An 18195-nucleotide genomic window follows, 5' to 3' on the forward strand; every position below is an offset into this window, starting at 1 on the left:
AAGTTGACTTTAGTGATCGCTGCGATAGGATTTTCTGATGATCAATCTGACGCTGCGCCAGCTCCGCTATTTCGACGCGCTGGCGCGTCACGGTCATTTCGGCCGCGCGGCGGAGGCCTGCTCGATCTCGCAGCCGGCCTTATCTATGCAAATCAAGGAGTTGGAGGAAGCGCTCGGCGGCCTCTTGCTGGAGCGCAGCGCCCGGCAGGTGGCGCTGACCCGGTTCGGCGAGGAACTCGCCCAGCGCGTCCGCGACATTTTGCGCTCGGTCGACGAACTCGGCGATTTCGCCCGGGCGTCGCGGGACCGTTTTGCCGGCCGCCTGCGCATCGGCATGATCCCGACCATCGCGCCCTATCTGCTGCCCAAGATCACGAAAAATCTCACGCGCCTGCATCCGGAGCTCGACATTCGCGTGCGCGAGACGATGACGCCGCGGCTGATCCAGGAGCTGGTCGAGGGCCGGCTCGACACCGCCATCGTGGCGCTGCCGGTGTCGGAGCCCTCACTGACCGAGGTCGCCTTGTTCGACGAGAAATTCTTGCTGGTACGGCCGGGCTCCGATGAAGGCACTCCGGTGCCGTCACGCGAGATGATGCGGGAGATGCGGCTGCTGCTGCTCGAGGAGGGACACTGCTTCCGCGACCAGGCGCTGTCCTTCTGCAACATGCAATCGGCGCCACCGCGCGAGATGCTGGATGCGAATTCGCTGTCGACGCTGGTCCAGATGGTCAGCGCCGGCATCGGCGTCACACTCATTCCGGAGATGGCGGTGCCGGTGGAGACACGATCGGCCTCGGTCTCGCTGGCGCGCTTTCGCGACCCGCAGCCCTCGCGCACCATCGGCATGGTCTGGCGCAAGACCAGCCCGCTCGCGCGCCAGCTCCTGCAAATCTCCGAGGTGGTGTGCCTGTCGGCCGGCAAGGCGCGTCCGAAGCAAGCCGTGCGCAGCCAACGGGCCTGAAGCCGGAATTTTTCGAGACAGTCGGGATCATTCAAGTGACCTCCCGCGCATGGCGGGCCGATCGAACCGAGAGTACCGATGCCTGATCCGATCATCCGCCCCGCCCGCACCGACGAATATGACGAGATCGGCCGCGTCTGGATGGAGAGCTGGGTCTCGACCGGCCTCGCCGAAGCCAGCGACTTCCTGCTGGCGAACCTGCGCGCCCGGATCCGGCGCGAGATCGAGAACGGCTGGAGCCTGTACGTCGCCGACGACAACGGCACCATCGCCGCGATGCTGGCGCTGCATCTGCCAAAGCTCTATCTCGACATGCTGTTCGTCGGACCTGCATATCAGGGACAGTCACTCGGGCGGAAGCTGCTCGCCTTTACGCGCACGCAAATGCCAGACGAAATGTACCTGCGTTGCGTTCGTGAGAACGAAAAGGCCTGGCGCTGGTATGAGCGCGAAGGTTTTGTGTTCGAGAAGGAAGAGATCGAACCGTCGAACGGGTTCATGATGAAATACTATCGGTGGAAGAAGGGAATCCCGCCATGATCAAGCTCTATTGGTCGCCACGCTCGCGCTCGTTCACGACGCTTTGGCTGATGGAAGAGAGCGGCCTTCCCTATGAGCGCGTGCTGACCGACATCTCGACCGGCGCGCAGAAGGCGCCGGACTATCTGAAGATCAATCCGATGGGCAAGGTGCCGGCGCTGACCGACGGCGATGCCGCGCTCGGCGAAGCCGCGGCGATCTGCGCCTACGTCGCCGACCGCTATCCCGAGACCAAGCTCGCGCCCGCCGTGACCGATCCGCGCCGCGCGCGCTATCTGCAATGGCTGTTCTTCTCGCCGGGCTGCATCGAGCCCGCCATCATCCAGATCTTCACCAAGATCGAGATCCCGACCTCGACCGCGGCGTGGGGCAGCGCGACGCAGGTGTTCGACGTGCTGGAGGTCGCGCTCGACAAGGGCCCGTGGATTCTCGGCGAGGATTTTTCCGCCGCCGACGTCACGGTGGGCTCGGGCCTGAATTTTGCGGTGCGCCTGTTCAAGATGGTGCCGTCGCGGCCGGCGTTCGATGCCTATTTGGCCCGCTGCATGGCGCGGCCGGCATTCCAGCGCGCGGAGAAGATCGCGGCGGGTTGAAGCGGATCTCGTAGGGTGGGCAAAGCGGAGCGTGCCCACCATCTGCAATTATTGAGAGATGGTGGGCACGTCGCTTGCGCTCCTTTGCCCACCCTACGGAATCGTGTCTATTCCGCCTTCAGATCGTCCGGCCTCGGCATCAACACGATGTTGTAGCCGGAATCGACATAGTGAATTTCGCCGGTCACGCCGCCCGACAGATCCGACAGCAGATAAAGCGCCGAACCGCCGAGCTCGTCGAGCGTGACGCCGCGGCGGAGCGGCGAATGCTTCTGCATGAAGGCAAACATCGCGCGCGCCTCGCCAATGCCGGAGCCGGCGAGCGTGCGGATGGGGCCGGCGGAGATCGCGTTGACGCGGATGCCGCGCGGTCCGAAATCGGAGGCGAGGTAACGCACCGAGGCTTCCAGCGCCGCCTTGGCCACGCCCATGACGTTGTAATTCGGCATCGCACGCTCCGAGGCGCCGAAGGTCAGCGTGATCATGCTGCCGCCCTCGGTCATGAGCTCGGCCGCGCGCTTGGCCACCTCCGTGAACGAGAAGCAGGAGATCACCATGGTGCGCGAAAAGTTCTCGCGGCTGGTATCGGCGTAGCGGCCCTTCAGCTCGTTCTTGTCGGCAAAGCCAATCGCGTGGATGACGAAATCGAGCTTGCCCCATTTTTCGCGGAGCGCAGCGAAGGTCGCATCGACGCTGGCGATGTCCTCGACATCGCAGGGCAGCACCAGGTCCACGCCGAGCTGCTCCGCCAGCGGCTTGACGCGCTTGCCGAGGGCCTCGCCCTGGAAGGTGAAGGCAAGCTCGGCGCCGTGGGCATGCAGCGTCTTCGCCATGCCCCAGGCGATCGAATGATCATTGGCGATGCCCATGATCAGACCGCACTTGCCTTTCATCAGTCCTTCCATTGCCGAGCGGCTCCTATCATTCCGATGTCATCGCCCGCGCAGGCGGGCGATCCAGTATTGTAGAGACAGCAGTTATAGGCCGAGATGCCACGGCGTACTGGATGCCCCGCCTTCGCGGGGCATGACGGCGTGCTGGGATCACACATCCAGCCGGCTGAACACCAGCGTGGCGTTGGTGCCGCCGAAACCGAACGAGTTCGACAGCACGGTGCCGATTTTGACGTTGTCGATGCGCTTGCGCACGATCGGCATGTCGGCAAACACCGGATCGAGCTCCTGGATGTGCGCGCTCTCGCAGATGAAGCCGTTGTTCATCATCAGCAGCGAGTAGATCGCTTCCTGCACGCCGGTCGCGCCGAGCGAGTGGCCGGTCAGCGCCTTGGTCGCCGAGATCGGCGGGCACTTCTCGCCGGCGCCGAACACGCGGCGGAGCGCGTCGATCTCCGGCGGGTCGCCGGCCGGCGTCGAGGTCGCGTGTGGATTGATGTAGTCGACCTTGGTCTTCACGGTGGACATCGCCATGCGCATGCAGCGCTCGGCGCCTTCACCCGACGGCGCGACCATGTCGTAGCCGTCGGAGGTCGCGCCGTAGCCGACGATCTCGCCGTAGATGCGCGCGCCGCGCGCCTTGGCATGTTCGAGCTCCTCCAGGACGAGGACTCCCGCGCCGCCGGCGATGACAAAACCGTCGCGATTGACGTCGTAGGGACGCGAGGCGGTGGCGGGCGTGTCGTTGTATTTCGAGGACATCGCGCCCATGGCGTCGAACAGCACCGACAGCGACCAGTCGAGCTCCTCGCAGCCGCCGGCGAAGATGACGTCCTGCTTGCCGATCTGGATCGTCTCATAGGCGTTGCCGACGCAGTGGTTCGAGGTCGCGCAGGCCGAGGAGATCGAGTAGTTCACGCCCTTGATCTTGAACCAGGTCGCAAGCGTTGCCGACGCCGTGGACGACATCGCCTTCGGCACTGCAAACGGACCGACGCGCTTCGGGCCCTTGGTGCGGGTGATGTCGGCGGATTCGACGATGGTGCGCGCCGAGGGACCGCCGGAGCCCATGATGATGCCGGTGCGAATGTTAGAGACTTCCTCAGGCGACAGGCCGGAGTCCTGGATCGCCTGCTCCATCGCGACGTGATTCCACGCCGCGCCCTGGCCGAGGAAACGCATCGCGCGCCGGTCGACCACCGTCGAAGGATCGAGCGTCGGTGCACCCGCGACCTGCGACCTGAAGCCGAGTTCGGCATATTTTTCAGCCCGCGAAATGCCCGACTTCGCCTCGTGAAGGCTCGCAAGCACTTCCTGGGTGTTGTTTCCGATGGACGAGACGATGCCCATCCCGGTGACCACAACCCGCCTCATGACAGCCTCGCCTTAATCGTTGTCTTCTTGCTAATGCGCTCAGCTCAGGCTCGTGCCCTGCTTGAACAGGCCGACCTTCAGATCCTTGGCGCGATAAATAATCTGGTCATCGACCGAAAGCCACCCGTCGGCGATACCGAGCACCAGCTTTGAACGCATCACGCGTTTGATATCGACGTTGTACACAACCTTGCGGGCCTCGGGCAGCACCTGACCGCCGAACTTCAATTCGCTGAGGCCAAGCGCACGGCCACGACCTTCGCCGCCGACCCAGCCCAGATAGAAGCCGACCATTTGCCACAGCGCATCGAGGCCGAGGCAGCCCGGCATCACCGGATCGTTCTTGAAGTGGCAGCCGAAGAACCAGAGATCGGGCTTGACGTCGAGCTCGGCGCGGACCAAGCCCTTGCCGTACTCGCCGCCAGTCTCGGAAATTTCCGTGATGCGGTCGAACATCAGCATCGGCGGCAAGGGCAGCTGGGCATTGCCCGGACCGAACATCTCGCCACGGGCACATGCCAGCAGATCTTCGTATTCGTAACCGTTGCGCCTGTTCAGCATGCACGAGCCTCTGTTCTAATCCCGATTGAGCGGCGTTTTTTGGCGAAAATGGGCCCCGTCGCGATCGGGGAGCAACGCCAATTGCCACCGTCGGGCGCCGTTCCCGCAAGGCCGCCCGGAATGGACTGCGGGCCGGGCTTCCACGCCTGGCCGCGCCAAAATTGGCTAGCGGAACCGCGCGCTCTCTAACACAGGCCATTTCGGTGGCAAAGCGCTGTCATGAAGGTAAAATGACGGGTGTCCTCGCCCAGCTCCAAGGTTAATTAGAACCTCTCTAGTTGCGAGAAACTTGCATCTGCATCTATCTGTCCATATATTGCAGATAGATAGTGTCAATGCGTGCCGAAATCTGGAAATGAGCGAGAATACACCGCATCATCAAGACGACGATGCCCACACGGCGGCCCTTCTGTCCGGCCGCCAGCCGGCGCTGACCGGCTGCCCGTGGCACGACGTTAACGAAATGCTTCAGTCGGCCGGCCTTCGCCCGACGCGTCAGCGCATGGCGCTCGGCTGGCTGCTGTTCGGCAAGGGCGCGCGCCACCTTACGGCTGAAATGCTCTACGAGGAAGCGACCCTCGCCAAGGTTCCGGTGTCGCTGGCGACCGTCTACAACACGCTGAACCAGCTCACCGATGCCGGCCTGCTCCGCCAGGTCAGCGTCGACGGCACCAAGACCTATTTCGACACCAACGTCACGACCCACCACCATTATTACCTCGAGAACAGCCATGAGCTGGTCGACATCGAGGATCCGCATCTGGCGCTGTCCAAGATGCCGGAGGTGCCGGAGGGTTACGAGATCGCCCGCATCGACATGGTCGTGCGGCTGCGCAAGAAGCGCTGAGATCGTCCTAAGATCGGATTGAGATCGTCATGGCCGGGCTTGTCCCGGCCATCCACGTTCTTAGGGCGAGCGCGGAAGCGCGTGGATGCCCGGGACATAGGCGAGCGGAAGCGACGCCGTCCTTCGGACGGCTATGCCCCGGCATGACGGTGGAGGCAGCGGCCTTACCAAACCGCCTTCGGCGTCAATTCACCTGCTCGTCCGAATAGACGCCCCAGAGGCGTTCCTGCTGGATCCAGCCGTCAAAACCGTTGCCGGTGACGCGGCACCAGCTTGCTACACACTTCTTGACCTGCGTGACGACGCCGGCCTGGAGCCTTGCTGCAACCGCACTGTCGGGATCGGCGCGATCGTAGATCGGCGCCAGGTCGTCCTTGTGCTTCATGGTGACGACCGCGGTGCGGCGGCCCGACAGCAGCGAATGATAGACCCAGCCCTCGGCGCCCTCGGAATCACGCACCCGGCGCCAATTCTCGAACTCGGCGGTGATTTCGACCGGCAGGCCGGCGCGGGTATAGACCCAGGCGACGTCATTGTCCTTGGTCGGACCGGCGCGGACATTGACGTGGTCGGACTTCAGGCTGACATAGCGCGGCACGGGCAGCCCGCTGGCGGTCTGCGGCGTGTTGTCCTTGGCCGAATGCGAGGGACCGACCGAGGCGCCCAACCAGGTGCAAACGAGGGCCATCACCGAACAAAAACGCCCCAACGCCATCAACCCGTCTCCTGTCGAAGACCCGGCCCGGCCGGATCCTCACCCCAAATTGCAATCTCTGCCGTGCACCCCGCCCGCCCCACGCGGGTGTTCCCGAAGCTGACCCGTGGTTCTTGTCTTGGCCCGGCCTTCTGCTAGAGAGGACGGGCACTTGAACAACCAGTTTGCCCCGATTTTCCGGCCGGAAATGTCGGGAGAGCTTGAAGGAAACGCCGGGGACGACACGGCAAGGGCAGTGTCGAACAACCGGGTTAATGAGGCCTGAACGGCCGGCCTTTGGTGACAGAGGCGGCAGCCAGCGCCTCATGAGGGCAGGACATGTCGGTGAAGAAAAAGCCCCTCGTCGTGGTGACGCGCAAGCTGCCGGACTCGATCGAGACGCGGATGCGCGAGCTGTTCGACGCGCGGATCAATCTCGAGGACACGCCGATGTCGGCCGAGCAGCTCGCGGAAGCCGCGCGCACCGCCGATGTGCTGGTTCCAACCGTCACCGACCACATCACCGCCGACATCGTCAACCAGCCGGACTGCAAGCTCCGCCTGATCGCCAATTTCGGCAACGGCGTCGACAACATCGACGTCGAGGCCGCCCATGCCCGCGGCATCACCGTCACCAATACGCCGAAGGTTCTGACCGAGGACACCGCCGACATGACCATGGCGCTGATCCTGGCCGTGCCGCGCCGGATGATCGAAGGCGCCTCGATCCTGACGGAAGGAAAGCCCTGGCCGGGCTGGTCGCCGACCTGGATGCTTGGCCACCGCATCGGGGGAAAACGTCTCGGCATCATCGGCATGGGCCGCATCGGCCAGGCGGTGGCGCGCCGCGCCCGCGCCTTCGGCCTTCAGATCCACTATCACAACCGCCGTCCCGTCGCGCCGAAGATCGCCGAAGAGCTGGGCGCGACCTATTGGGAAAGCCTCGACCAGATGCTGGCGCGGATGGACATCATCTCGGTGAACTGCCCGCATACGCCGGCGACCTATCACCTGCTCTCGGCGCGCCGGCTGAAGCTGATCCGCAAGGACGCCTACATCGTCAACACCGCGCGCGGCGAGGTCACCGACGAGGACACGCTGATCAAGCTGATCGAAGGCGGCGAGATCGGCGGCGCCGGCCTCGACGTCTACGAGCATGAGCCTGCGGTCAATCCAAAGCTGGTGCGGCTCGCCAAAGCCGGCAAGGTGACGCTGCTGCCGCATATGGGCTCGGCCACCATCGAAGGCCGCGTCGAGATGGGCGAGAAGGTGATCATCAACATCCGCACCTTCCTCGACGCCCACAAGCCGCCGGATCGCGTGCTGCCGAGCATGCTTTGAGATTTACTTCCCGCGCCCTTCGCGCTTGCGCCAGTCCGCGACGAAATCGATGAAGGCGCGCAGCGCGGGCGGCGTTTGTCGGCGGCTCGGGTAATACAGGAACGGGCCCGGAAACGGCTCGCACCGCACCGGACTTCACGGCGACGAGGTAGCGCCAGCAATCAGGTGCGATGAGCGCTGAGGTCGGTGATCACAGGCCCGTCGCCATTGAGCGGATTGGCGGGATCGCGCGCGTAACGCAGCGTCTCGAAGCGCATCGCGCGCGCATCGATCATCAGGAGGCGGCCGATAAGGCCGTCGCCGAAGCCGACGATCTCGCGGATCGCCTCCAGCGCCATCATCGAGCCAAGCACGCCGGCGAGCGCGCCCATGACGCCGGCTTCCGCGCAGGCCGGCACGGTACCGGGCGGCGGCGCTTCCGGAAACAGGCAGCGATAGGTCGGGTTGAACTCGCCCTGCTCATTCCTCTCATGCGCGCGGATGGTGGTGAGCGAGCCGTCGAAGGTGCCGAGCGCCGCCGTGATCAGCGGCCGCTTCGCGAAGAAGCAGGCGTCGGAGACGAGATAGCGCGTCGAGAAATTGTCGGAGCCGTCGAGCACGAGGTCGTAGTCGCCGATCAGCGAGAGCGCATTGTCGGCATTGAGCCAGGTAGCGTGACCGACGAAGCGGACATGCGGATTGAGCGCGGCGATCCGTTCCGCCGCGCTCTCGACCTTGTGCCGGCCGATATCGGGCGTGGTGTGGATCACCTGGCGCTGCAGGTTCGACAGCGAGACCACGTCGTCATCGACCACGCCGAGCGTGCCGACGCCAGCCGCAGCCAGATACATCAAAGCGGGCGCGCCGAGCCCGCCGGCGCCGATCACCAGCACGGAGGCACGCTTCAACGCAGCCTGGCCGGGACCACCGACATCGCGCAGCACGATGTGGCGGGCGTAGCGTTCGAGTTCGTCCGGGCTCAGCATCCTTCGTTCCTCTCAACCCTCAGGATGAGGGTTTGGCCCTTATTGCAGGCCTGAACCACCCCAACATTGTTCGCGACCAACGAGATGTGCTTCAATGCCATGGCGTTCAATGGGCCGGCTGGATTTGTCATGAGATCGATGTTTGCGGCAACACTGATGTTGGCGTCTGCCACGGCTGCGAACGCCCAAATGACGACGCCACAGGTCCCCGGCACCAAGCCGAAAGTCGTCCAGACCGTTCCGATCAAGCCGCCCGCCCTCCAGACGCCATCGGAGACCGCGGACGGCATGACGCAGGGAGAGCGGCTGGCGCTCCAGTCCGATCTCGCCTGGGTCGGCCAATATAACGGCGCCATCACCGGCGATGTCAGCACGCGGATGGTCGAGGCCATCAAGGAATACCAAAAGCTCAAGGGTGGCAAGCCGACCGGCGTGCTCAACCCGCAGGAGCGCGCCGCGCTCGCCGAGACCGCGCGGCGGAAGCAGGACAGTGTCGGCTGGAAGATCGTGACCGAGATGACCAGTGGCGCGCGGCTCGGCATTCCCGCAAAACTGGTGCCGCAGCAGGTGACCGACGCCAACGGCTCGAAATGGACCTCGCCGACCGGCACGGTGCAGGTACTGCTCAGCCGGCGCAAGGAGGCGAACCCGACCACGGCGAAACTCGCGGACGCCGAGAAGAAGGAGCCGGCCGGACGCAAGGTCGACTACACCGTGGTCAAGTCCGACTTCTTCGTGTTGTCGGGATTGCAGGGCCTGAAGAAGTTCTACGTGCGCGGCACCTTCAAGGGCGACGAGGTCCGCATCATGACGATCCTCTACGATCAGGCCACCGAGAACACGGTCGAGCCGGTCGTGATCGCGATGTCGAGCGCGTTCAATGCGTTCCCGTCAGGACCGCAGGCCGGACCGCCGCCACGCAAGACCGTCGAATACGGCACCGGTATCGTCGTCAGCGACGACGGCGCTATCGTCGCCGATCGCCTTGTCACCGATAGCTGCCTCGCGATCACCATTGCCGGCTATGGCAGCGCCGACCGCCTCGCCGAGGACAAGGAGCACGATCTCGCGCTGCTGCACATCTACGGCGCGCGCGGCCTGAAGCCGCTCAGCCTCGCCGGAGGCGGGATGAAGACGAGTGTCGATATCATCGGCATCGCCGATCCCCAAAGCCAGGGCGGCGCGGCCAACGTATCGGGCGTCAAGGGCGCGCTGGCGCCGGTCACATCGAGCGATTCCGCCTTGTCGCCCCCGCCCGCGGTCGGCTTCTCCGGCGGCCCGGCCATCGACGGCGACGGCAAGTTCGCCGGCATCGCGTTGCTGAAGCCGGCAATGGTCGCGGGACCCGCGACGGCGCTGCCGGCGTCGCAGGCGGTGATGGTCTCCGCGGAGACGGTGCGCGACTTCCTGAAGGCGAATGGTGTCACGGCGAACGACACATCGACCGACGCCAAAGCCGCCGTCGTGCGCGTGATCTGCGTACGGAAGTAGACTGGCGCGACAAGCGCAGGGCAGCCGCAACTTTTGTGAGTGGCTTCGCCGCAACGAAGTCATGGAAGCCGTGATAGCCTCCCCTCCAGCCGCAATCATAATGCGTCCGGTCGGGAGGACTTCATGAAGACCTATCAGCTCTACATCAACGGCCAATATGTCGACCCCGCCAATGGCGAGTGGTTCGACACGGTCGATCCTTATCAGGGCAAGCCCTGGGCAAAAATTCCCCGCGGATCGGCTGCCGACGCCGACAGGGCCGTGAAGGCCGCCAATGAGGCGATGTGGCGCGGCCCGTGGGCGAAAATGACGGCCTCCGCGCGTGGCAAGGTCATGCGCAAGCTCGGCGACCTCGTTGCCGCGAACGCGGAACGTCTTGCCGAGATCGAGGTGCGCGACAACGGCAAGCTGATGGCGGAGATGCTGGGTCAGCTTCGCTACCATCCGGAATGGTGGTGGTACTTTGGCGGACTGGTCGACAAGCTGGAAGGCGGCCTCGTGCCGATCGACAAGGCCGACACCTTTGCCTACACGACGCATGAGCCTGTCGGCGTCGTCGCCGCGCTGACCGCCTGGAACTCACCGCTACTCTTTGTGGCGTGGAAATGCGCCGCAGCCCTCGCCGCCGGGTGCGCCGTCGTCGTCAAGCCGTCGGAATTCACCTCGGCCAGCACGCTGGAATTTGCAGCGCTCACTAAGGAAGCAGGTATTCCCGACGGCATCTTCAATGTCGTCACGGGCTTCGGCCCCGAGATCGGCAGCGAGCTGATCTCGCATCCCGGCGTCGCCAAGATCACTTTTACCGGCTCGGACACGACCGGCGCGCGGGTTTACGAGACCGCCGCGCGCAGCCTGAAGCGCGTGTCGCTCGAGCTCGGCGGCAAGTCGCCCAACATCGTGTTCGAGGACGCCGATCTCGCCGCGGCAGCCGCCGGTGCCGTCTCCGGCATTTTCGCCGCGACTGGCCAGACCTGCATCGCCGGATCGCGCCTGCTCGTACAGCGCTCGATCAAGGACAAGTTCGTGGACCGCCTGCTGGAGCTCGCGCGCTCGGCCAAGATCGGCAATCCGATGCAGGCTGACACCAACATCGGCCCCGTCACGACGCCCGCACAGTACAAGAAGATCCTCGACTATATCGACATCGCCAAGGCCGAAGGCGCGCGCTGCCTGCTCGGCGGCAAGCCGGCTACAGGCGAAGGCATCATCGGCGGCCAGTTCGTCGAGCCGACGATCTTTACCGATGTCGACAATACGATGCGAATCGCGCGCGAGGAGGTGTTCGGTCCGGTGCTCTCGATCATCGCCTTCGACACCGAGGAAGACGCCATCCGCATTGCCAATGACACGATCTACGGCCTGGCGGCAGGCATCTGGACCCGCGACCTCGCGCGCGCCATCCGCGTGCCAAAGCAGCTGCGCGCCGGAACCGTATGGGTGAACACCTATCGCGCCATCAGCTACATGATGCCATTCGGCGGCATGAAGTACTCCGGCGTCGGCCGCGAGAGTGGGATCGACGCAGTGCGCGAATATCAGGAAACCAAGAGCGTCTGGATCTCGACCGCGACGGACGTGCCGGCCAATCCGTTCGTGATGCGGTAGCGAAACGCGATGTCGCGGTCTTCACCTCTCCCGCTTGCGGGAGAGGGAGCGCTGACCTTCCGCGTGTTTGCTAGCTCAGCCTGAATCGTATCCCGCTCTTCGCGAGCCCACCCGAGATCCCAACTGGCGTGCCGTCGGCACGCCAGCAGGCGGCGCCGGTCATGGTGCCGTCGTCGTGGAAGGCGATGCCGTTCATGCCGCCGGCGACCGTTGCGACCGGTTGCACCTCGTGGCCGAGCGCGGCGAGCCCTGAACGCACGGTCTCCGGAATGGTCTGCTCGACCTCCAGCGCATTGCCCTCGGTCCAGACCCGCGGCGCCTCGACGGCTTCCTGCAAGCTCATGCCGTGGTCGATCAGATTGACCAGCGCCTGCGTCGCGCTTGGGAAGATGCGCTTGCCGCCGGGCAGGCCGAGCGCATAGCGCAGCTTGCCGTCACGCAGCGCCATCATCGGCGACATCGAGGTCGTCACGCGCTTGCCCGGCGCGACCGACAGCGCATGGCCCGGACGCGGATCGAACAGGTTCATGTAGTTGTTGGCGATGGCGCCCAGCCCCGGGATCATGATCTTGGCGCCGAACAGATTGTTGATGGTCTGGGTGGTCGCGACCACGTTGCCGAAGCTATCTGCCGCCGTCATGTGCGTGGTGTACGCGCCTTCAAGCTGCGACACGCCGGCGCCCCAGGCCTGCGCCCGTGCCGGATCGATGGCGCGACGGCGCTCTTCTGCGTAAGCTTTTGACGTCAGCTTCTCCACGGGCACGCCGACATAGTCAGGATCGCCGCTGGCTGCGGCGCGGTCGGCGAAGGCGATCTTCAGCACTTCGGCGAGGTAGTGGATGGTCTCGGACGTGCCGAAACCGAGGCCGCCGATGTCATATCCTTCGAGGATGTTCAGCATCTGCGCGATATGCACGCCGGAGGCCGCTGGCGGCGGCGGGCCAAAGATGGCCCAGCCGCGATAGTCGGCGCGGATCGGCTGCCGCTCGACGGTCTTGTAATTGCTGAGGTCGTGGCGGCGGATGAAGCCGCCGGTCTTCTCCATATAGTCGACGAGAACGTCGCCGAGCGGACCCTCATAGAGGGCTTTCTCGCCGTGGTCGGCGATGTAACGAAGCGTCTCGGCATATTCTGATTGCACCACCCGCTCGCCGACCTTCAGCGGCTCGCCATCAGGCAAGTAAATCGCCGCGATCGGCTTGTCCTTGCGCATCTCGGCGGCGCTCTCGCTGATGCATTCGTGCAGATAGGGCGTCGCCGCATAGCCGCGCGCGGCGTGCTTGATCGCGGGCTGCATGACATCGGCGAGCGGCATGGTGCCGAACCTTTGCAGCGTCTCGCACCAGGCCTTGAGCGAGCCCGGCACTGCGACCGCCTTCGGGCCGTTGAGGTTCTCGTTGCCGACGGTATCGAACACGTCATGCGCCGAGCCCGGTTTCGAGGTGTAAGTGGTGTCACGCACCGCGGCCGGCACGGTGCTCTGACCGTCGATGAAGCGGTGGCTGCCGTCGGCCAGCCGGATATGCGCCATGCCGCCGCCGATGATGCCGACCATCATCGGCTCGACCACGGTCAGGGTGAACAGGGTGGCGATCGCGGCATCGATGGCGTTGCCGCCGGCCGCGAGCATCTCGGCGCCGGCGCTGGAGGCCAGCGGGTGGTTGCTGACCACCATGCCGCGGCTCGAGACCGCCGGCATCTTCTGGCATTCAAAGGTCGTTGCCGTCCGGTCGCGCCAATTTCCGCTCATGCCGCCTGCCCTTCTTGTTCACGACGTCGAGCACATCATGCGCGCAAGTACGGGTCCAGTGTTGGTACGGATTGGCTGGCATTCCCGATTCTGCCATCATCGTACCGTTGATTCGGACATCCGCGGTCCCCTTTGGATCGGGCAGGGCACGTCCTGAGCGAGAAGAGCTCAGCATCGAGAAGCGATGCACGTTCGCGTGTGGCGTTACCCCAAAGACCCAGGCATTCCAAAGGAATCAAACTTCCATGCATACGATCGTACTGGCCACCCAAAAGGGCGGCAGTGGCAAGAGCACGCTCGCCATCGGCCTCGCGCTGGCAGCCAAGCAGGCCGGCTTCACCGTCCGCCTGATCGAGACCGACCCGCAGGGCACGCTGTCGAACTGGTTGCGCCGGCGAAATACCGACGACGTCGTCGTCGAGCCGATCTATCACGCCGCCGATTTCGAGCCACGCCTGAAGATGCTGGCCGACAGCGGCCTGCAGCTGGCGATCGTCGACACCGCGGCTGGCCTGTCCGCCGTGACCACCGCCGCGATCCGCCATTCCGACCTCTGCCTGATCCCGTCCCGCCCGACCGTCGCCGACATCGAGGCGACCGTCTCCACCCTCAGCGTCGCGCGCGCCTGGAAGCGGCCCTACAGCTTCGTGCTGAACCAGACGCCGATCCGCGGTCAGCGCATCGACAACGCCGCGGGCGCGCTCGCCGAGGAAGCCGCGCTCGATCTCGCCGAGGTGCTCGCGCGTCCCCTGATCGTGATGCGCAACGACCACCAGGACTCGCTCGCCTCGGGCCTCGCCGTCAGCGAGTTCGCGCCGAACGGCAAGTCGGCGGACGAGATCCGCGCCCTCTGGCGCTGGATCGAGAACCGGCTCGAGCTCGAGGCCACGACCAATGTCCTGATCGACCAGGTCATCTCGGCCGCCAACGGCGTGTTGCACGTCGCTGCCGGGTTTGCGGGGGACGAGACCACGACACTGGCGTCCTGAGCGGGGCGATCGCTCAGGCCGCAGGCGGGCTCTTTGCTGTCCGGCGAATGAGCCCAAGCGACGAAGCATCTGGCCACCAGCCCGGCCGGATTGCTTCGCTTCGCGTGTTTGGCGAAGGCTCTATCCACACGTCATTGCGAGCGCAGCGAAGCAATCCAGAATCCCTTCGCGGAAAGACACTGGATTGCTTCGCTGCGCTCGCAATGACGGCGCGGTGGGGTCATCGCCTTCGCCGAGACTCGCGACCTCCCGGCTGCGATCCCTCTCACTTCTGACATTTCGGACACCAGAAGGTCGACCGGCCATTCTGGGTGAAGCGCTTAACGGTGCCGCCGCAGCCAGGCGTCGTGCATTTCTCGCCCTCGCGGTCGTAGACCTTGAAGGAGTGCTGGAAATAACCGAGCTCGCCCGAGGTCTGGCGGTGATCGCGCAGTGAGGATCCACCGGCCTTGATCGCGTCGTTCAGCACGGTATGAATTGCGCTGACGAGCCGCTTCGCGTGATCGGTCGGCTCGCCGCCGCCAGCGCCGTTGCGGCCCTTGGTCGCGAGCGTCGCGGCGATCCGGCGCGGCGACAGATGTGAGCGGTGCAGCGCTTCGCAGACATAGATGTTGCCGAGACCCGCGACCACGCGCTGGTCGAGCAGCGCTGCTTTGAGGCTCGTGGTCTTGCCTTCGCAGGATCGCGCCAGCATCGCGGCGTCGAATTCGTTGCCGAGCGGCTCGGGTCCGAGCCCGCGCAGCAGCGGCTCATCCTCGAGCGCATTGCGCGCGATCACCTTCATGTAACCGAAGCGGCGCGGGTCGTTGAACACGATGTCGGCGCCGGAGGACATCCGAAACAGCACGTGGTCGTGTGCCGAATCCTTGCCCTTGGGATAGTGAAACTCGCCGGGTGCCGCCTCGTTGTCCGGCTTGATGACGCGGAACGAGCCCGACATGCCCAGATGCATCAGCAGCACGTCGCCGGAGGCAAGATCCGCCATGAGATATTTTGCGCGGCGGCCGAGGCCCGTGACGACCTGCCCCCTGAGCCGGGCCACGAAGTCCGGCTGGAACGGAAAGCGCAGATCAGGCCGGCGGGCCTCCGCCTTGAGGATTTTCGCGCCCTCCATGACGGGCTGAAGGCCGCGGCGGACGGTCTCGACTTCGGGCAATTCAGGCATGGTCAGGCATTCACCTTATGAGGGCGGTGTGATAGCGCCATTGCGGCGGGCGCGCTATGGTCCGCCTCGTGGAGTAGAGTAATGGATCGGCCGGGCGAAACCACGCATTTTGGCTTCAGGGACGTGCCCCTGGGGGACAAGCAGACGCTGGTGAACGATGTGTTTCACAGCGTGGCGTCGCGCTATGACCTGATGAACGACCTGATGTCCGGTGGCCTGCACCGGGTCTGGAAGGACATCATGATCAACACCCTCAACCCACCCAAGGGCGACCGGCCGTTCGCGCTGCTCGACGTGGCCGGCGGCACCGGTGACATCTCGTTCCGCGCCGCCAGGGCGGCCGGTGCGGGCTTCCATGCCACCGTCTGCGACATCAATTCCGGGATGCTCGACGTCGGCCGTGAGCGCGCCGTCAAGCAACATCTCGACACCCAGGTCGATTTCGTCGAAGGCAATGCCGAGGCGCTCGCCTTCGCCGACCGCAGCTTCGATGCATATACGATCGCTTTCGGCATTCGCAACGTGCCGCGGATCGACCTTGCGCTGCGCGAAGCCTATCGCGTGCTGAAGCCCGGCAGCCGTTTCCTGTGCCTGGAATTCTCCACCGTCGAGGTGCCCGGGCTCGACCGAATCTACGATCTGTTCTCGTTCAAGGTGATCCCGCCGCTCGGCCGCATGGTGACAGGCGATGCCGAATCCTATCAGTATCTGGTCGAATCGATCCGCAAGTTTCCAAAACCCAACGCCTTCGCCGACATGATCCGCGACGCCGGCTTTGCCCGCGTCAGCTGGCAGACATTGTCCGGCGGCATCGTCGCTCTGCATTCGGGCTGGCGTTTGTGATCTCTGCCTTCACCCACATTGCGCGCCTGATCCGCGCCGCGTTCGTGTTCGCGCGCGAGGGCGTGTTCGGCTCGGTCGATCCCAGCCTGGTGCCGCCGCCCGGCCAGCTCGCGCTGAAGCTGGCGCGCATCGTCGAGCGACGAGGCGTCAAGCAGGGCCCGCGGATCTCCCGCGCGCTGACGCGGATGGGCCCGGCCTATCTCAAGCTCGGCCAGTTCCTGGCGACGCGCCCCGACGTGGTCGGCTTCAACATGGCGCGCGACCTGGAAAGCCTTCAGGATCGCCTGCCCCCGTTTCCGCAGGCAGAGGCGGAAGCTGCCATCGCGACCTCGCTGGAGCGGCCGCTCAAGGACGTGTTCGTCAGCTTCGGTCCGGCGGTCGCGGCCGCCTCGATCGCGCAAGTGCATCGCGGCGAGGTGCTGCGCGACGGCATTCGCAAGCCTGTCGCGGTCAAGGTGCTCAGGCCGCACGTGGCCGCGCGCTTCCGCCGCGACCTCTCCGACTTCTTCTTCGTCGCGCACAAGGCCGAGACCTATTCGGCCGAGGCGCGGCGCTTGCGCCTGATCGAGGTCATCAACACCATGTCGCGCTCGGTCGCGATGGAGATGGACCTGCGGCTCGAGGCCGCCGCGTTGTCCGAGATGGCGGAGAACACGCAGGGCGATCCCGATTTCCGCGTGCCGACCGTCGACTGGGACCGCACCACGCACAACGTCCTGACCATGGAGTGGATCGACGGCATCGCGCTGAACGACCACAAGCGCCTGGCAGAGGCGCAGGTCGATCTGCCCGATCTCGGCCGCAAGGTGATCCAGAGCTTCCTGCGTCACGCGCTGCGCGACGGCTTCTTCCACGCCGACATGCATCCGGGCAATCTGTTCCTGGACGAGGCCGGACGCCTGGTCGCGGTCGATTTCGGCATCATGGGCCGGCTCGGCATGAAGGAGCGGCGCTTCCTCGCCGAGATCCTGCTCGGCTTCATCACCCGCGATTATCGGCGCGTTGCAGAAGTGCATTTCGAGGCGGGTTATGTGCCCGCGCACCACTCGGTCGAGAATTTCGCGCAGGCCATCCGCGCCATCGGCGAGCCCATTCACAACCGCACCGCCGAGGAGATCTCGATGGCGCGGCTGCTGACGCTGCTGCTCGAGGTCACCGGCCTGTTCGACATGACGACGCGGCCCGAGCTGATCCTGCTGCAAAAGACCATGGTGGTGGTCGAGGGCGTGGCGCGCGCCTTTGATCCCAAGCTCGACATCTGGAAGATCGCCGATCCCGTGGTGCGCGAGTGGATCGAGCGCAATCTCGGACCGATCGGCCGGGTGCAGGGCGCGCTGGCCGGCGGCGGCGACCTCGCCCGCGTGCTGATACGCCTGCCCGACATTGCGCAGCGCTCGGTCGCGGTGCTCGAACAGCTCGAGACCATGACCCGGGAGGGCATCCGCCTGTCGCCGGAGAGCATCGCCGCCATGGGCCGCAGCGAAGGCCGCAAGAACCGCTGGCGCACCGTGGCGCTCTGGATCATCGCCGCGACCTTCATCGGGATCCTGATCGCCGTCCGGAATCTGTGATTGCACTGC

The 18195-nt window shown here is 65.0% G+C and carries 17 protein-coding genes and 1 pseudogene; 10 read left to right on the forward strand and 8 right to left on the reverse strand.

The genetic code is table 11. The features are described from left to right. The first annotated feature begins 37 nt into the window (after positions 1–37). The 3 genes from AAFG16_RS46630 to AAFG16_RS46640 all read left to right on the forward strand — a co-directional run bounded on the left by AAFG16_RS46630 (position 38) and on the right by AAFG16_RS46640 (position 2097). Complete coding sequence (locus AAFG16_RS46630; protein ID WP_283082868.1) at positions 38–964, forward strand: hydrogen peroxide-inducible genes activator; 927 nt, start codon at positions 38–40, stop codon at positions 962–964. Positions 965–1042: 78 nt separating this feature from the next. Beyond that, positions 1043–1504, forward strand: coding sequence for a GNAT family N-acetyltransferase (locus tag AAFG16_RS46635; RefSeq protein ID WP_342736084.1), 462 nt, complete (start codon positions 1043–1045; stop codon positions 1502–1504). Next, positions 1501–2097 carry a glutathione S-transferase family protein gene (locus AAFG16_RS46640; RefSeq protein WP_342736086.1) on the forward strand — a complete coding sequence of 199 codons (597 nt, stop codon included), beginning with the start codon at positions 1501–1503 and terminating at the stop codon, positions 2095–2097. The genes AAFG16_RS46635 and AAFG16_RS46640 overlap by 4 nt, the downstream gene beginning before the upstream one ends. Positions 2098–2204: 107 nt before the next feature. On the opposite strand, the gene fabI is transcribed toward AAFG16_RS46640, so the two are convergent. From fabI to fabA, 3 genes are all read right to left on the reverse strand, one after another. Further along, positions 2205–3002, reverse strand: coding sequence for an enoyl-ACP reductase FabI (gene fabI, locus AAFG16_RS46645; protein WP_342736088.1), 798 nt, complete (start codon positions 3000–3002; stop codon positions 2205–2207). 138 nt (positions 3003–3140) lie between these two features. Further along, on the reverse strand, positions 3141–4364 hold the full coding sequence (gene fabB, locus AAFG16_RS46650; protein ID WP_342736090.1) for a beta-ketoacyl-ACP synthase I: 1224 nt from the start codon (positions 4362–4364) through the stop codon (positions 3141–3143). Between the two features lie 39 nt (positions 4365–4403). Beyond that, positions 4404–4925, reverse strand: coding sequence for a bifunctional 3-hydroxydecanoyl-ACP dehydratase/trans-2-decenoyl-ACP isomerase (gene fabA / locus AAFG16_RS46655; protein ID WP_342736092.1), 522 nt, complete (start codon positions 4923–4925; stop codon positions 4404–4406). 355 nt (positions 4926–5280) lie between these two features. On the opposite strand from fabA, the gene irrA reads away from it, so the two are divergent. Further along, a complete protein-coding gene (gene irrA, locus AAFG16_RS46660) occupies positions 5281–5772 on the forward strand; it encodes an iron response transcriptional regulator IrrA (protein ID WP_283082874.1) in 492 nt (163 codons plus the stop codon). A 184-nt stretch (positions 5773–5956) separates the two neighbouring features. Here the strand turns inward: irrA and AAFG16_RS46665 are convergent, their stop codons facing one another. After that, on the reverse strand, positions 5957–6487 hold the full coding sequence (locus AAFG16_RS46665; RefSeq protein ID WP_283082875.1) for an SH3 domain-containing protein: 531 nt from the start codon (positions 6485–6487) through the stop codon (positions 5957–5959). A 318-nt stretch (positions 6488–6805) separates the two neighbouring features. On the opposite strand from AAFG16_RS46665, the gene AAFG16_RS46670 reads away from it, so the two are divergent. Beyond that, positions 6806–7807, forward strand: a complete 1002-nt coding sequence (locus AAFG16_RS46670) for a D-glycerate dehydrogenase (RefSeq protein WP_027563903.1) — start codon at positions 6806–6808, stop codon at positions 7805–7807. Positions 7808–7810: 3 nt separating this feature from the next. Here the strand turns inward: AAFG16_RS46670 and AAFG16_RS46675 are convergent. Beyond that, positions 7811–7930 (reverse strand): annotated as a pseudogene (locus tag AAFG16_RS46675) (LysR family transcriptional regulator); the annotation flags it as partial. A 38-nt stretch (positions 7931–7968) separates the two neighbouring features. Beyond that, positions 7969–8772 carry a molybdopterin-synthase adenylyltransferase MoeB gene (gene moeB / locus AAFG16_RS46680; protein WP_283082877.1) on the reverse strand — a complete coding sequence of 268 codons (804 nt, stop codon included), beginning with the start codon at positions 8770–8772 and terminating at the stop codon, positions 7969–7971. 129 nt (positions 8773–8901) lie between these two features. On the opposite strand from moeB, the gene AAFG16_RS46685 reads away from it, so the two are divergent. Continuing rightward, complete coding sequence (locus AAFG16_RS46685) at positions 8902–10263, forward strand: serine protease (RefSeq protein WP_342736098.1); 1362 nt, start codon at positions 8902–8904, stop codon at positions 10261–10263. 123 nt (positions 10264–10386) lie between these two features. Then, positions 10387–11868: an aldehyde dehydrogenase gene (locus tag AAFG16_RS46690; protein ID WP_283082879.1), complete on the forward strand. Its 1482-nt coding sequence runs from the start codon at positions 10387–10389 to the stop codon at positions 11866–11868. 70 nt (positions 11869–11938) lie between these two features. Here the strand turns inward: AAFG16_RS46690 and ggt are convergent, their stop codons facing one another. After that, positions 11939–13618 carry a gamma-glutamyltransferase gene (ggt, locus tag AAFG16_RS46695; RefSeq protein ID WP_342736100.1) on the reverse strand — a complete coding sequence of 560 codons (1680 nt, stop codon included), beginning with the start codon at positions 13616–13618 and terminating at the stop codon, positions 11939–11941. A gap of 245 nt (positions 13619–13863) precedes the next feature. Between ggt and AAFG16_RS46700 the strand changes: the two genes are divergently transcribed. Then, positions 13864–14607: a ParA family protein gene (locus AAFG16_RS46700; RefSeq protein ID WP_342736102.1), complete on the forward strand. Its 744-nt coding sequence runs from the start codon at positions 13864–13866 to the stop codon at positions 14605–14607. A gap of 265 nt (positions 14608–14872) precedes the next feature. Here AAFG16_RS46700 and mutM read toward each other — a convergent pair whose 3' ends face one another. Beyond that, positions 14873–15772 (reverse strand): bifunctional DNA-formamidopyrimidine glycosylase/DNA-(apurinic or apyrimidinic site) lyase, encoded by a 900-nt coding sequence (gene mutM, locus AAFG16_RS46705; RefSeq protein ID WP_342736104.1) that lies wholly within the window; start codon positions 15770–15772, stop codon positions 14873–14875. 81 nt (positions 15773–15853) lie between these two features. Between mutM and ubiE the strand changes: the two genes are divergently transcribed. Together ubiE and ubiB are read left to right on the forward strand one after the other, a co-directional pair. Beyond that, positions 15854–16615: a bifunctional demethylmenaquinone methyltransferase/2-methoxy-6-polyprenyl-1,4-benzoquinol methylase UbiE gene (gene ubiE / locus AAFG16_RS46710; protein WP_342736106.1), complete on the forward strand. Its 762-nt coding sequence runs from the start codon at positions 15854–15856 to the stop codon at positions 16613–16615. Continuing rightward, positions 16612–18186: a 2-polyprenylphenol 6-hydroxylase gene (gene ubiB / locus AAFG16_RS46715; RefSeq protein ID WP_342736108.1), complete on the forward strand. Its 1575-nt coding sequence runs from the start codon at positions 16612–16614 to the stop codon at positions 18184–18186. Before ubiE ends, ubiB begins: the two co-directional genes overlap by 4 nt. Positions 18187–18195 lie beyond the last annotated feature (9 nt).

This window comes from Bradyrhizobium sp. B117, assembly GCF_038969555.1.
Taxonomy (GTDB): domain Bacteria; phylum Pseudomonadota; class Alphaproteobacteria; order Rhizobiales; family Xanthobacteraceae; genus Bradyrhizobium.